At 59.3% G+C, this 14,943-nt stretch carries 12 protein-coding genes and 4 tRNA genes; 7 read left to right on the plus strand and 9 right to left on the minus strand.

The features are described from left to right. Positions 1–32 precede the first annotated feature (32 nt). Positions 33–497 carry a transketolase gene (locus AC3I65_RS19345; RefSeq protein WP_188252290.1) on the plus strand — a complete coding sequence of 155 codons (465 nt, stop codon included), beginning with the start codon at positions 33–35 and terminating at the stop codon, positions 495–497. A gap of 117 nt (positions 498–614) precedes the next feature. Here AC3I65_RS19345 and AC3I65_RS19350 read toward each other — a convergent pair whose 3' ends face one another. Then, positions 615–1,631, minus strand: coding sequence for a 1-aminocyclopropane-1-carboxylate deaminase (locus tag AC3I65_RS19350; RefSeq protein ID WP_488524083.1), 1,017 nt, complete (start codon positions 1,629–1,631; stop codon positions 615–617). Between the two features lie 198 nt (positions 1,632–1,829). Here AC3I65_RS19350 and AC3I65_RS19355 point away from each other — a divergent pair, with 198 nt between their 5' ends. Beyond that, positions 1,830–2,339, plus strand: coding sequence for an Lrp/AsnC family transcriptional regulator (locus AC3I65_RS19355; RefSeq protein ID WP_047230462.1), 510 nt, complete (start codon positions 1,830–1,832; stop codon positions 2,337–2,339). A gap of 159 nt (positions 2,340–2,498) precedes the next feature. Here AC3I65_RS19355 and AC3I65_RS19360 read toward each other — a convergent pair. The 4 genes from AC3I65_RS19360 to AC3I65_RS19375 all read right to left on the minus strand — a co-directional run bounded on the left by AC3I65_RS19360 (position 2,499) and on the right by AC3I65_RS19375 (position 3,015). Beyond that, positions 2,499–2,575, minus strand: a tRNA-Asp gene (locus AC3I65_RS19360). 17 nt (positions 2,576–2,592) lie between these two features. Then, positions 2,593–2,668: transfer RNA gene (locus AC3I65_RS19365), tRNA-Val, on the minus strand. A gap of 174 nt (positions 2,669–2,842) precedes the next feature. Then, positions 2,843–2,919 (minus strand) — tRNA-Asp (locus AC3I65_RS19370). 20 nt (positions 2,920–2,939) lie between these two features. Next, a tRNA-Val gene (locus tag AC3I65_RS19375) sits at positions 2,940–3,015 on the minus strand. A gap of 160 nt (positions 3,016–3,175) precedes the next feature. On the opposite strand from AC3I65_RS19375, the gene rdgC reads away from it, so the two are divergent. The 3 genes from rdgC to sugE all read left to right on the plus strand — a co-directional run bounded on the left by rdgC (position 3,176) and on the right by sugE (position 5,640). Beyond that, on the plus strand, positions 3,176–4,096 hold the full coding sequence (gene rdgC, locus AC3I65_RS19380) for a recombination-associated protein RdgC (protein WP_047228694.1): 921 nt from the start codon (positions 3,176–3,178) through the stop codon (positions 4,094–4,096). Between the two features lie 145 nt (positions 4,097–4,241). Continuing rightward, positions 4,242–5,207, plus strand: coding sequence for a bile acid:sodium symporter family protein (locus tag AC3I65_RS19385; RefSeq protein ID WP_274091112.1), 966 nt, complete (start codon positions 4,242–4,244; stop codon positions 5,205–5,207). Between the two features lie 118 nt (positions 5,208–5,325). After that, on the plus strand, positions 5,326–5,640 hold the full coding sequence (gene sugE / locus AC3I65_RS19390; RefSeq protein ID WP_047228696.1) for a quaternary ammonium compound efflux SMR transporter SugE: 315 nt from the start codon (positions 5,326–5,328) through the stop codon (positions 5,638–5,640). Positions 5,641–5,785: 145 nt separating this feature from the next. Here the strand turns inward: sugE and AC3I65_RS19395 are convergent, their stop codons facing one another. The 4 genes from AC3I65_RS19395 to AC3I65_RS19410 form a co-directional block, all read right to left on the minus strand. Next, the gene (locus AC3I65_RS19395; protein WP_488524084.1) at positions 5,786–7,660 is read right to left on the minus strand and encodes an MFS transporter; all 1,875 of its coding nucleotides are present in this window, start codon (positions 7,658–7,660) and stop codon (positions 5,786–5,788) included. A gap of 80 nt (positions 7,661–7,740) precedes the next feature. Beyond that, positions 7,741–8,889, minus strand: a complete 1,149-nt coding sequence (locus AC3I65_RS19400) for a TDT family transporter (protein ID WP_160894117.1) — start codon at positions 8,887–8,889, stop codon at positions 7,741–7,743. A 103-nt stretch (positions 8,890–8,992) separates the two neighbouring features. Next, positions 8,993–9,304 (minus strand): cupin domain-containing protein, encoded by a 312-nt coding sequence (locus AC3I65_RS19405; protein ID WP_076383771.1) that lies wholly within the window; start codon positions 9,302–9,304, stop codon positions 8,993–8,995. Positions 9,305–9,341: 37 nt separating this feature from the next. Beyond that, positions 9,342–10,526 (minus strand): MFS transporter, encoded by a 1,185-nt coding sequence (locus AC3I65_RS19410; RefSeq protein WP_107321745.1) that lies wholly within the window; start codon positions 10,524–10,526, stop codon positions 9,342–9,344. Between the two features lie 103 nt (positions 10,527–10,629). Here AC3I65_RS19410 and AC3I65_RS19415 point away from each other — a divergent pair, with 103 nt between their 5' ends. Together AC3I65_RS19415 and AC3I65_RS19420 are read left to right on the plus strand one after the other, a co-directional pair. Next, positions 10,630–11,169 (plus strand): TetR/AcrR family transcriptional regulator, encoded by a 540-nt coding sequence (locus AC3I65_RS19415; RefSeq protein WP_076383769.1) that lies wholly within the window; start codon positions 10,630–10,632, stop codon positions 11,167–11,169. A 252-nt stretch (positions 11,170–11,421) separates the two neighbouring features. Next, positions 11,422–14,892, plus strand: a complete 3,471-nt coding sequence (locus AC3I65_RS19420) for a hybrid sensor histidine kinase/response regulator (protein ID WP_488524085.1) — start codon at positions 11,422–11,424, stop codon at positions 14,890–14,892. The last annotated feature ends 51 nt before the right edge of the window (positions 14,893–14,943 follow it).

Here is a 14,943-nt window from a genome sequence, read left to right on the forward strand (position 1 = left end):
ATGAGCCTCTACCCATCACCGGGAGTACTTTCATGCATACGATTTCGCAATCCGCAGTCTGGATAAAAGCGCCATTAACGGATGTGGGTGTCGTTATTGTCACCAGTGCCGAACTGCCCGAATACTTCATCGACACGTTGCAGCTGGCGATCAAGGACTGGGACCAGGTGGCCTATCTGGTCGTCAAGCAGTCGCATGAGTTCATGCTCGACTGGCTCAGAGCCGGGTTTCAGGCATCGGAATCGAATCCATCCAGCCTGTGTCATGCCAGCCAGTTGCTGCGCTCAGTATCGAAAGGCTGCTACCTGCTTGATGTCGAAGTCAGCCCATTGCCCAGCCTGACTTGGCTGGGATCTGTCTGCGGCCACACATTGCGCTTCGTTAAACTGGGTAAGGTCGAGTTAACCGATGCCGCGATGGATAAGCAGGTGGAGAAGATCTTGTCGGTGGCCAGGGACCTGGCAAAAAGTGTCTTGCAAGAGCGCTATAGCGCCTGATGGGGCCGGGTCCCGCGCTGCTCAGCAAGTGCAACATTGAACCTGTGGCAAGGGAGCTTGCTCCCCGCCACAGCTTACTCACCGCTAGCGCTAACGCTTGACGGACTTGAAGCGCAATCATCCGTTGCGGAACAGGAAGCTATAGGCGTTCAGCGCGGGAACCCCGCCCAAATGCGCATAAAGCACTTTCGAACCTTCAGGGAACTCACCGCGACGCACCATATCAATCATCCCGTGCATGGATTTACCTTCATACACCGGGTCTGTCAGTACGCCCTCAAGGCTCGCGCACAGTCGGATAGCTTCCAGCGTGCCGTCGTTGGGCAAGCCATATTCCGGGTAGGCGAAGCGCGTATCGAGGACCACGTCCTCTTCAGTGATCTCCCGACCCAGCTCCACCAGCTCAGCGGTGTGCCGAGCAATGCGCAAAATCTGTGCCTTGGTCTGCTCCGGTTTGGCCGAGGCGTCGATACCGATGACGTTCTTCGAGCGGCCGTCGGCAGCGAAACCGACCACCATGCCGGCCTGGGTACTACCGGTCACCGAACAGACCACAATGTAATCAAACTTGAAGCCCAGTTCTTTTTCCTGCTGCCGTACCTCTTCGGCGAAACCCACGAACCCGAGGCCGCCGTAGGGATGCTCGGAACACCCCGCCGGGATCGGGAATGGGTTGCCACCTCGCTCGATCACGTCGCTCATGGCCTTCTCCCAACTGGGACGAATGCCGATGTCAAACCCGGCGGCGTCCAGACGTACCTCTGCACCCATGATCCGGGACATCTCGATATTGCCCACTCGGTCATACACCGCATCGGAGTAGTTCACCCAGTTTTCCTGCACCAGTACGCACTTCATGCCCAGGTGAGCAGCGACGGCGGCTACCTGGCGGGTCTGGTTCGACTGGATTCCGCCGATGGAAACCAGGGTATCGCAGCCTTGCTCAAGCGCTTCGGGAATCAGGTATTCAAGCTTGCGGGTTTTGTTCCCGCCGAAGGCCAGGCCACTGTTGCAGTCTTCACGCTTGGCATACAACTGCACCTTGCCGCCCAAATGTTCGCTGAGACGCTTCAAGGGGGTGATGGGAGAGGGACCAAAGGTCAGCGGATAACGTTCGAAACGATTCAGGTTCATGACTCTGCTCCTTGTGTATTGAATATCCAAGCACCAGGCCGAAAGACAAAGGCTGCCTTCCAGGCTATTTCAGGGGGGCTTCGATGAGTTCAATATTAAGAAGAATATGAAAAATATGTGTTGCAAGTTTAAGGTACTTAAAGAACTATTATTTACGCAAACAATTACAGAACATACTTTAGTTGTTCGGGAAGAGAGATGAGCGCAACAAATAATCACAAGAAGCCTGAAGAAACAGCTGCGGCGCCGCAACCGCTTGATCGAACCGACCGAGCGATTCTCAAGACCCTGCAGCGCGATGCCTCCATCTCCAATGTGGCGCTTGCAGAGAAGGTGAAACTGAGCGCGCCGGCTTGCCTCAGGCGCGTCGAACGGCTCAAGCAGGCCGGCCTGATCAAGGGCATCGTCGCATTGCTGGACAGTGAGGCGCTGGACGCGGGAATGGTGGTGTTGATCGGCGTGGTACTGGACCGCTCCACACCGCAATCCTTTGCAGATTTCGAAGCGGCCGCACAAAAGGTATCCGGCTGTATGGAATGCCATGTGGTGACGGGAGAATTCGACTATTTCATGTTGCTGCGAACCAAGGACAGCCACAGCTTCAATCGACTGCATGCCGAACAGTTGCTTTACCTGCCCGGTGTTCGGCAGATCCGCTCGTTCATGGGGTTGCGCCAGGTCTTGTCGACGACCCACATACCCATTTGATGCTCATATCCGCCGAGGGGCAGCACCTGCTATATCACGGCCGTGCCGTTTGCTGGGCTGCTGATGGATTGCGATGAAACGCCATAAACGAAAAAAGCGGCCAAAGGCCGCTTATTCGGTAGCTTCCAGGCGTTCAGTGGGCCTAAGTGGAAGCGAATATGGCGCAGCGGACGGGACTCGAACCCGCGACCCCCGGCGTGACAGGCCGGTATTCTAACCGACTGAACTACCGCTGCGCGTAACATTGAAAGCTTGGTGGGTGATGACGGGATCGAACCGCCGACATTCTGCTTGTAAGGCAGACGCTCTCCCAGCTGAGCTAATCACCCTTCACTTTCGATGCGGGGCGCATTCTCTCACAAATTTTCGTAACGTGCTGATTTAATTAACTATTCAGCAAAAAATGTGATTAACGTGCACCGCAGGAACTGCAAACAGCAAAAAGCCCGCGTTAGCGGGCTTTCTGTGGTGATCTGGCGTTCAGTGTTCCAGATTACCGAATATGGCGCAGCGGACGGGACTCGAACCCGCGACCCCCGGCGTGACAGGCCGGTATTCTAACCGACTGAACTACCGCTGCGCGTAACACTTTGGAGCGAATGGTGGGTGATGACGGGATCGAACCGCCGACATTCTGCTTGTAAGGCAGACGCTCTCCCAGCTGAGCTAATCACCCTTCGCTTTCGGTGTGGCGCGCATTCTACGGAGCGTCCTCAAAGCTGGCAAGCACTTTTTAATTTAATTTTTTCAGGCCTTCCAAAGGCTTAGCGAAGGGTTGGCCTATGGCGCCGCGAAGAGAATAATGCCCCCCTTTGTATAAAGGAGAGACTCACCCCATGTGGTTCAAAAACCTGCTTATCTATCGCCTGACCCAAGATCTGCCTTTTGATGCCGAGGCGTTGGAAACTGCACTGGCCAGCAAACTGGCGCGTCCATGTGCAAGCCAGGAGTTGACCACTTACGGTTTCGTCGCGCCGTTCGGTAAAGGCGAAGACGCACCTCTGGTGCACATCAGCCAGGATTTCCTGCTGATCGCCGCACGCAAGGAAGAACGCATCCTGCCAGGCAGCGTCGTACGCGATGCCCTGAAAGAAAAGGTCGAAGAGATCGAAGCCGAACAAATGCGCAAGGTCTATAAAAAGGAACGGGACCAGCTCAAGGATGAAATCATCCAGGCGTTTCTGCCTCGCGCGTTCATTCGTCGCTCGTCCACCTTCGCTGCCATCGCACCGAAACAGGGTCTGATCCTGGTCAACTCCGCCAGCCCGAAACGCGCCGAAGACCTGCTCTCCACCCTGCGCGAAGTCCTCGGCTCGCTGCCGGTGCGCCCACTGACCGTGAAAACCGCACCCACCGCCATCATGACCGACTGGGTCAAGACTCAGAAAGCCGCCGACGATTTCTTCGTGCTGGATGAATGCGAGCTGCGCGACACACACGAAGATGGCGGCATTGTGCGTTGCAAGCGTCAGGACCTGACCAGCGACGAAATCCAGTTGCACTTGAACACCGGCAAGGTGGTGACCCAACTGTCGCTGGCCTGGCAGGACAAGCTGTCTTTCGTGCTCGACGACAAAATGGTGGTCAAGCGCCTGAAATTCGAAGACTTGCTGCAGGATCAGGCGGAACAGGACGGCGGCGACGAGGCCCTCGGCCAACTGGACGCCAGCTTCACGCTGATGATGTTGACGTTTGGCGAGTTCCTGCCGGCGCTGGTAGAAGCGTTGGGTGGTGAAGAGATGCCTCAGGGGATCTGACAGCCCAATGATTACCCTTGTGGGAGCGAGCCTGCTCGCGATGGCAGAGTGACAGTTACCGACAGGTTGCCTGATACTCCGCTATCGCGAGCAGGCTCGCTCCCACAGTGTTTTTGTGGTGCTACTTAATAATAAGGATCAGGTCATGCGCGCACTGGCTGCATTGAGTCGTTTTGTCGGCAATACCTTCGCTTACTGGGTGCTGTTTTTTGCCGTGCTGGCATTCTTGCTACCGCAATGGTTCGTCGACCTGAAAGTCGCCATCGTCCCCTTGCTGGGGCTGGTGATGTTCGGCATGGGCCTGGCGCTCAAGCTGGAGGACTTTGCCGAAGTGGGCCGTCATCCAGGGCGGGTGGTCCTGGGGGTGATTGCACAATTTGTCATCATGCCCGGCGTGGCGTGGCTGCTCTGCCAAGTATTCAGCCTGCCACCGGAGATTGCCGTCGGGGTGATTCTGGTGGGTTGCTGTCCGAGCGGCACCTCCTCCAATGTCATGACCTGGTTGGCCCGCGGCGACCTGGCTTTGGCCGTGTCGCTTTCGGCCATCACCACCCTGCTCGCGCCTTTGCTGACCCCGGCGCTGATCTGGCTGCTGGCTTCCGCCTGGTTGCCGGTGTCGTTCTCGGCGCTTTTCTGGTCGATCCTGCAGATCGTACTGCTGCCTATCGTGCTGGGCATCGTTGCTCAACGCCTGCTGGGAGCGCGGGTGCGTCACGCGGTGGAAGTGCTGCCGCTGATCTCGGTAGTGAGCATCGTGATCATTGTTGCTGCGGTAGTGGCGGCCAGTCAGGCGAAGATCGCCGAGTCCGGCCTGCTGATCATGGCGATCGTTATGCTGCATAACAGCTTCGGTTACCTGTTGGGTTACTTCACCGCTCGCCTGTTCGGGTTGCCACTGGCCCAGCGCAAGACCTTGTCTCTGGAGGTGGGCATGCAAAACTCCGGTCTGGGCGCAGCCCTGGCCAGTGCGCATTTCTCGCCGCTGGCGGCGGTGCCCAGCGCGCTGTTCAGCGTCTGGCACAATATTTCCGGGGCGCTGCTCTCGACGTATTTCCGCCGTATGAGCGAAAAGCAGGACCGTGAACTGCTCGCCCGCCAAGCGGCGGACTGAAAGACAGACTTGATCGAGTGGTCAATAATGGGCAATCTATATGCCCATCGCGGGGACGACCCCGCCACTCGATCGACCTAAATCCGGGGACGACCCCATCCATCGATGGAGGTGTGTGATGTCCTGGATCATTCTGTTTTTTGCCGGCCTGTTCGAAGTCGGTTGGGCTGTCGGCCTGAAGTACACCGACGGTTTCAGCCGCCCGCTCCCTACCGTATTGACCGTTGCGGCCATGGCTATCAGCCTTGGCCTGCTGGGCCTTGCGATGAAGGAGTTGCCCCTGGGCACGGCCTATGCCATCTGGACCGGTGTCGGTGCCGTGGGCACGGTGATTGCCGGAATCATTCTGTTTGGTGAATCCATGGCGCTGGTTCGGCTAGCCAGTGTGGCGTTGATCGTTGCCGGGTTGATCGGACTTAAGGCCAGCGCCTGAACTCACCTGCAGGAACAATCTCTGTAGACACAGAGGCTTGTAGGACTGGACCTGTGGGAGCAAGGCTTGCCCGCGAGGCGGTCTCAAGGACGCTATCGCGAGCAAGCTTTGCTCTCACATACCTACTTTCACAAGGCGTCTCTCGTTATCTGACAGCCCCGCGCAACTCCCCCACCAACGCCTGCAACTTCGCCGGTTCCGCCACCTCAACGGCGACCGCCGGCCCCGCCACTAACGTCACCCGCGACCACAACCGGCGAAACAGCCCCTTGTTCGGGTCACGACTGAAGAAACTGCCCCACAATCCCTGCAACGCCAGGGGAATCACCGGCACAGGTGTTTCCTGAAGAATGCGCGTCAGTCCGCCCTTGAACTCATTGATCTCACCATCGGCCGTCAATTTTCCTTCGGGGAAGATGCACACCAACTCGCCGTTCTGCAGGTATTGAGCGATGCGTGTAAAAGCGCTTTCGTAGATATGAATGTCTTCCTGGCGCCCGGCAATCGGAATCGTCCCGGCGGTGCGAAAGATGAAATTGAGCACTGGCAGGTTGTAGATCTTGTAGTACATCACGAAGCGAATCGGCCGACGCACCGCGCCACCGATCAGCAACGCGTCAACGAAGGACACGTGATTGCAGACCAGCAGCGCGGCGCCTTCATCGGGAATCGCATCCAGGTTGCGATGTTCCACGCGGTACATGGAATGGCTCAGCAGCCAGATCATGAAACGCATGCTGAACTCAGGGACGATTTTGAAGATGTAGGTGTTCACGCCAATGTTCAGCAGTGACACCACCAGGAACAGCTGGGGAATCGACAGTTCCAGCAAGCCCAGCAGGACAATGGAGACAATCGCCGAGACCACCATGAACAGCGCGTTGAGAATGTTGTTGGCGGCGATGACCCGCGCCCGCTCATTCACGGCGGTGCGCGACTGGATCAGTGCGTACAGCGGCACGATGTAGAAACCACCAAAGACACCGAGCCCGAGGATGTCGATCAGCACCAGCCAGGCGTGGCCGAAACCGAGCACTTCGAGCCAGCCGTAGCCCTCGGCACTGCCAGGAATTCCGCCGGAATGCCACCACAACAGCAGCCCGAATACGGTCAGGCCGAACGAGCCGAAGGGAACCAGGCCGATCTCGACTTTACGCCCGGACAGCTTCTCGCACAGCATCGAACCCACGGCGATCCCCACCGAGAACACCGTCAGGATCAAGGTCACCACGGTTTCATCACCGTGCATCCAGTCCTTGGCGTAGGCCGGGATCTGTGTCAGATAAATCGCCCCGACAAACCAGAACCACGAGTTGCCGACAATGGAGCGGGACACCGCAGGGGTTTGTCCCAGGCCCAGTTTAAGCGTGGCCCAGGACTGGCTGAAAATGTTCCAGTTCAGGCGCATCTGCGGTGAAGCTGCCGCCGCCCGCGGAATGCCGCGACTCGCCAGGTAACCGGCTACGGCGATAACGACAATCGACGTTGCCACCACCGGCGCGTAATGCGCCGAGGACATCATGATCCCAGCGCCGATAGTGCCCAAGAGGATCGCCAGGAATGTGCCCATCTCCACCAGGCCATTGCCGCCGACCAGTTCGTCCTCGCGCAGCGCTTGCGGCAGGATCGAATATTTCACCGGCCCGAACAGCGCCGACTGGGTACCCATGGCGAACAGCGCCGCCAGCATCAACCACAAGTGATCGAACAGGAAACCCACCGCGCCGATCGCCATGATGGCGATTTCGCCGAATTTGATCAGACGAATCAACGCATCCTTGGCGAATTTTTCCCCGAACTGCCCTGCCAGTGCCGAGAATAAGAAGAACGGCAAGATAAACAGCAGCGCACACAGATTGACCCAGATCGAGCGGTCGCCCTCGATGGTCAGCCGATAGAGAATCGCCAGGATCAACGACTGCTTGAACACGTTGTCGTTGAACGCGCCAAGGGACTGTGTGATGAAAAACGGCAGGAAACGCCGCGTGCGGAGCAAGGTGAACTGCGAGGGGTGACTCATCTTCCATGTTCCTGAGTGGCGTGGTCGCTTATTGGAATGAGGTTTTTCGATCCAGGCCACACATTACCTGTCTTTAACGATTATTTCGCCAGCCCCGCAATGCATGGCGACACGAACAGCTCACCGTGCCAGGCGCCGAGCACCGTGCGGCGGCCGACGATCAGCCACATCACCGCCAGCATCGCCACCAGTACACAACCGAACACAGTAAAAAAACCCAGGCTCAGCAAGCTCGCCAGCTTCAGCGTTGCCAGCGCATACACGCCCAAGGGGAAGGTAAAGCCCCACCACCCGAGGTTGAACGGGATGCCAGTGCGCAAATAGCGTGCGGTGATCAGCAGCGCCATCAGCATCCACCAGAACCCGAAGCCCCACAGGGTGATACCGGCCACCACGCCCACGCCGGCGGCGACTTCACCTAAGCCCGGCAAGCCATTGGCGGCAAAAATCAGCGGCGCATCGCCTCCCAGCAACAACATGCCCAGAGCACCGGTCCCGATCGGGCCGAGGGCCAGCCAGCTGGAGGCGGCCATGTTTTCGTGGGGTAGTTTGTGCAGGGCCATGCGCAGCAGCAAAATCGTCAGGATGCTGAACGCTACGGGTAGGGAAAATGCCCAGAGGATGTAGCTGGTGACCAACATCACCAGTTGCGAATGAGCGTCTGCCAAATGCGGTGCCAACAACCCACCACTGGCGGCGGCGACTTCAGCGGCCACCACGGGCAATAGCCACACGGCGGTCATCTGGTCGATTCGGTGTTCCTGGCGGGTGAACATCAAAAACGGAATCAGCACGCCGCAGGCCAGGGCCATCGCCACGTCGATCCACCACAACGTTTCAGCCAGCAGCACTACGCCCTCGCCCCAACGCGGTAAACCGAATACCAACAAACCATTGATGAGGGTTGCCAGCCCCATGGGAATGGTGCCGAAAAACATCGAAACCGTTGAATGACCGAAAATCCGCCGGGCCTCGTCGAAGAACAACACCCAACGAGCGGTGTACAGCCCGGTGAACAACATGAACAACAGGACATTGAACAACCATACCCCTTCGGCCAGGACGCGCAGGCCTGGGACATCCCCCGGCCATTGCGCCAGGGCCAGGGCCAATACGCCGGTGCCCATGACGACAGCAAACCAGTTAGGTGTGAACTGGCGAATGGCTTCCAATGGCCTGGGCAAATGACTGAGTGGGCGCAAACGGTTGGTTGCAGCACAGCATGGCATGGCGAACTCCTGCTCTGGGACGAGATAGAGCCATGCTAGATTCAAATCGAATATCTATATAACGGGTAATTTCTCTATATATTATCGATTATGCAAATATTAATCAGATACTGCCCTTGGTCTCGATCACCAGAATTCTCGCCTCTCCCAATGGCTTGGCCAGATGTTCGGTGCCCACCGATGCATAGAAAATATCCCCCGCACTCAGCAAGGTATCTTTTTCGATACCGTCTTCCCGATAGCACATCTGCACTTGCCCATCGAGCACCACGAAGACTTCCTGACCTTCATTGATGTGCCATTTGTAGGGCTGATCGGTCCAGTGCAGGCGCGTGGTAATGCCGTTCATGTCGGCGATATCCAACGCCGCCCAGGCGCGGTCGCCGGTGAAGGATTTGCTGCGGATGATGTTCAACCCAGATCGCCCCAAAGGAAACACACAGGCGCCAAGGTTAACCCAAACCAGGCGCTGGCCGCGCCTGACGCGACAGCCCGAGCAAGGCGACGGTCGACAGCACAATCAACACCGCGCCATAGCCATCGGTGGTCGGGATCAGCCCAAAGACCCGGGTCAGGCTTCCCGCCAGCAGCGACGGCAGGCTGAAAGCCAGATAGCTGAGGACATAAAACGCTGACATCAACCCGGCCCGTTCATGGGGCAAGGCCAACGGCATGATGCTGCGCAATGCTCCCAGAAAGCCCGCGCCGAAACCGCTGCCAGTGACCAGCGTGCCGACGAAGAACAACGGCAAGCTAGCAGCGTGCACCGCGATCAATACCAGCGCCAGACCGACCATCAACAGGCTGGCGGCCAGGCGCAGCATTTTGTCGGCCATCTGGTTGCGCAGCGTGTAGATACTCAACGCTCCGGTGAGCGTCAGCACCGCCACCAGCGCGCCGCCAATCAGGTTGGAGGTGGTGCCGGTTGCGGCCCGCACCAATGACGGCGCCAGTGATAAGTAGAAGCCGCCCACCGCCCAGGCCACCAGGTTCAAGGGCAGTATCAGCCACAAGGCGCGCCGTGCCTGGATCGGCACATGCAAGGTGGGGCGCAAAGATCGCCAGGCACCGGGCTGCGGGCTGACGCTCTCGGCCAGAAACCAGAGGTAAATGGCCTGGATCAGGAACAATCCCAGCAGAATCCAGTACGTCAGTTGCAGGGGCAACGGCGCGAACTCGGCCAACATGCCGCAGCCAAATGCTCCGCAAGCCATGCCCAGCAAGGGCGCGACGCTGGTGATCAGCGGACCTTGCCGACGATCGAAGTCCAGCAAGGCAGCGCCCAGCACACTGGTGGCCATGCCCGTCGCGAAGCCCTGAATCAACCGTGCACCGATCAACCAGGCGATACTGTCGGCGTTGATAAACAGCAGCATTGCCAGCATGTTGAGCAACAGCGCTACGAAAATCACCGGTTTGCGTCCCAGATAATCCGACAACGAACCCACGGTCAGCAACGCCGCTAACAGACTGAACGCGTACACACCGAAAATCAGCGTCAGGACCCCAGGGGAAAATTGCATTTGTTCCTGGTAGAGGTGATACAGCGGGGTTGGCGCACTGGACGCTGCGAGGAAACCGAGCAGGGTGATCGCCAGGAATATCAAACTGGCACGGGTCGAAGCTGGACGGGACATGGGCACACTCCACAAGGCGATCCACAAAAGCTAATTTTTTGCTTTTGCGGAGTGTGCTATCGACGCGCGCTTAAAGCAAATTCTTTGTGTTAAGGTCCGATCCATGGCTATTAAAGAAGGTTTACGTCCCGGCGGCAGAAGCGCCCGGGTACAAGAGTCGATTCATTCGGCGGTTCGCAGCCTGCTCCAGGAGCAGGACCGCGCCACCCTGACCGTACCGCAAATCGCGGCCCGCGCAGGCGTAACCCCGTCCACCATTTACCGGCGCTGGGGCGACCTGCCGGCATTGCTGGGTGACGTCGCGATTGCCCGCATGCGCCCGGACTGCGCACCGCTGGACACCGGCAGCCTGCGCGGGGATCTTCGCGCCTGGGCCGAACAGTACCTGGACGAAATGAGCTCCGAGCCCGGTCGCAACATGATGCGCGACATTCAGGCCTGCGCCACCCCGGGCTATTGCGTGGGAATCATCAGCGGCCAGTTGCAGACCATCCTGGATCGCTATCCTGACGAGCCAAACCCCGGGGTCGAGCGACTGATCAATGTGGTGGTCGCGCCGACGGTGTTTCGCATCCTCTTTGCCACCGCGCCGTTGGCGGTTGAGGAGTTGTATCGGTTGGTGGATATCGCGTTGGCCCAGTAATACCGCCATCGCGAGCAGGCTCGCTCCCACATTTGAGCAGTTGTGAATACAAAATCCATCTTCGCCGAAGATCCAGTGTGGGAGCGAGCCTGCTCGCGATGAGGCCGACCAGCACACCCCATGCCCCATTGCTGAGCGCAACCGGCGATACCTCGACACGCCTCGACCTTGGTCGACACTGACGAACCCGAGCGGGCATGCGAGACTGTTCTGCCGGGCACTGCCCCCGGGGTCTTTCGTTCAGGAGCTTCCATGTCGTTGTCCAGCGGGCTGATTGCCGTTGTTGCCCTGGCCTATATGGCCATCCTGTTCGCCATCGCCTTCTACGGCGACCGGCGCAGCACACCGTTGCCCCCTCGGGTGCGGGCGTGGGTCTACAGCCTGTCGCTGGCGGTCTATTGCACCAGCTGGACATTTTTTGGCGCGGTGGGCCAGGCTGCCGAACAACTCTGGTCATTCCTGCCGATTTACCTCGGGCCGATCCTGTTGCTGGTGCTGGCCCCGTGGGTCTTGCAGAAAATGGTGATGATCAGCAAGCAGGAAAACATCACCTCCATCGCTGACTTCATCGCCGCCCGCTATGGCAAATCCCAGTCCCTGGCGATTGTGATTGCCCTGATTTGCCTGGTGGGTGTGTTGCCGTACATTGCCTTGCAGCTCAAGGGCATCGTGCTCGGGGTGAACCTGCTCATCGGCGCCGGGGCCGACACCACGGGCACCCGCGCCCAGGACACGGCGCTGATCGTTTCACTGATCCTCGCGCTGTTCACCATCGTGTTCGGCACCCGCAACCTGGACGCCACCGAGCACCACCGAGGCATGGTATTGGCCATTGCCTTTGAATCGCTGGTCAAGCTGTTCGCCTTCCTTGCCGTTGGCGCCTTTGTCACGTACGGGCTCTACGACGGATTCGACGATCTGTTCAACCAGGCGATGCTCGCGCCGCGGCTGGAGCAATACTGGAAAGAAACCATCAACTGGCCGTCCATGGTGGTGCAGACCGGGGTGGCGATGATGGCGATCATCTGCTTGCCGCGGCAGTTTCACGTGACCGTGGTCGAGAACATCGAGCCCCAGGACCTGCGCCTGGCCAAGTGGGTGTTCCCCGCCTACCTGGCCCTGGCGGCGTTGTTCGTGGTGCCCATCGCCCTCGCCGGGCAAATGATGCTGCCCGACTCGGTGCTGCCGGATTCATTCGTCATCAGCCTGCCGTTGGCCCAGGCCCACCCGGCGCTGGCAGTGCTTGCGTTCATTGGCGGCGCCTCGGCGGCCACCGGCATGGTCATCGTGGCGAGTGTCGCGCTCTCCACCATGGTGTCCAACGACATGCTGCTGCCTTGGCTGTTGCGCCGCAACAACGCCGAGCGGCCCTTTGAAGTGTTTCGCCAGTGGATGCTGTCGGTTCGCCGGGTGAGCATTGTGGCGATCCTGCTGCTGGCCTATGTCAGCTACCGCCTGCTGGGGTCGACGGCGAGCCTGGCGACCATCGGCCAGATCGCCTTCGCCGCCGTGACCCAACTGGCGCCTGCCATGCTCGGCGCGCTGTACTGGAAACAGGCCAACCGTCGCGGGGTGTTCGCCGGCCTCGCCATGGGGATTTTCCTGTGGTTCTACACCTTGGTGTTGCCGATCGCGGCCCACAGCCTGGGCTGGTCGCTGAACAGTTTCCCGGGGCTTGCGTGGCTGCATGGCAACCCCTTGAACCTGCCGATTTCACCGCTGACCCAAGGGGTCGTGTTATCCCTGGCCGGTAACTTCACCCTGTTTGCCTGGATCTCCGTGCTGTCGCGCACCCGCGTGTCGGAACACTGGCAGGCCGGACGCTTCATCGGCCAGGAAATCAGCGCCCGCCCCAACCCCCGCTCGATGCTGGCGGTGCACATAGATGACCTGTTGCAACTGGCCGCGCGCTTCGTTGGCGAAGAACGGGCGCGCCAGAGTTTCATTCGCTTTGCCTACCGCCAGGGCAAAGGCTTCAACCCGAACCAGAATGCCGACAGCGAATGGATCGCCCACACCGAACGGCTCCTGGCGGGCGTGCTGGGGGCTTCGTCGACGCGCGCAGTAGTAAAAGCCGCGATTGAAGGTCGGGAGATGCAGTTGGAGGATGTGGTCCGAATTGCGGATGAAGCCTCGGAAGTACTGCAATTCAACCGTGCACTGCTGCAAGGTGCCATCGAAAACATCACCCAAGGCATCAGCGTGGTCGATCAGTCCCTCAGGCTGGTGGCCTGGAACCGCCGATACCTGGAGCTGTTCAACTATCCGGACGGTTTGATCAGTGTGGGTCGGCCCATCGCCGACATCATCCGCTACAACGCCGAGCGCGGCCTTTGTGGCCCGGGCGAAGCAGAGGTCCATGTCGCTCGACGCCTGCACTGGATGCGCCAGGGCCGTGCACACACCTCTGAACGGCTGTTTCCCAATGGCCGGGTGATCGAGCTGATCGGCAACCCCATGCCCGGCGGCGGTTTTGTCATGAGTTTTACCGACATCACCGCTTTCCGCGAAGCCGAACAGGCCCTCACGGAAGCCAATGAAGGATTGGAACAACGGGTGGCGGAACGCACCCGGGAACTGTCGCAACTGAACATGGCCCTGACCGAAGCCAAAGGCACCGCCGAGTCGGCCTACCAATCCAAGACACGGTTTCTGGCAGCAGTCAGTCATGACCTGATGCAGCCGCTCAACGCCGCACGCCTGTTCTCCGCAGCGCTGTCCCATCAGCACGACGCCTTGCCGAGCGAGGCCCGGCAACTGGTACACCACCTGGACAGTTCGCTGCGCTCGGCCGAAGACCTGATCACCGATCTGCTGGACATTTCCCGCCTGGAAAACGGCAAGATCAACCCTGACCGCAATCCATTTGCCCTCAACGAACTGTTCGATACCCTGGGCGCCGAGTTCAAGGTACTGGCCCAGGAACAAGGCCTCAAATTCCGGGTGCGGGGCTCACGACTACGGGTCGACAGCGACATCAAGTTGCTACGTCGTGTGTTGCAGAACTTCCTCACCAATGCCTTCCGCTATGCCAAAGGCCCGGTACTGCTGGGCGTTCGCCGTCGCAATGGCGAATTGTGCCTGGAGGTGTGGGATCGCGGCCCGGGCATCGCCGAAGACAAACTGCAGGTCATTTTCGAAGAGTTCAAACGTCTCGACAGCCATCAGACCCGTGCGGAAAAAGGCCTGGGCCTGGGCCTGGCGATCGCCGACGGGCTGTGCCGCGTGCTGGGTCACACCTTGCGGGTGCGTTCCTGGCCGGGGCGCGGCAGTGTCTTCAGCGTCAGCGTACCGCTGGCCCAGGCGCAGACTGCCTTGCCCAAGCCCGCAGCCGAACTCAACGGTCATTTACCAAAAGGCGCCCAGGTGCTGTGTGTCGATAACGAAGACAGCATTCTGATCGGCATGAACAGCCTGCTCACTCGCTGGGGCTGCCAGGTGTGGACCGCGCGCAACCGCCAGGAGTGCGAGCGTTTGCTCAGCGAGGGAGGCCGACCGCAACTGGCCCTGGTGGATTTTCACCTGGACAATGGAGAAACCGGAACCGAGCTGATGGCCTGGTTACGCAGCCGTATGGGTGAACCGATACCAGGCGTGGTGATCAGCGCCGATGGCCGCCCCGAGACGGTGGCGCAGGTGCATGCGGCGGGTCTGGACTATTTGGCCAAACCGGTGAAACCGGCCGCATTGAGGGCGTTGTTGAGTCGGCATTTGCCGTTGTAGAGAATCGATTTCCCACTGTCAGGCACACACTGCCTGGCATCAAGCCCAGGT

This window comes from Pseudomonas sp. N-1-13, from assembly GCF_057787095.1.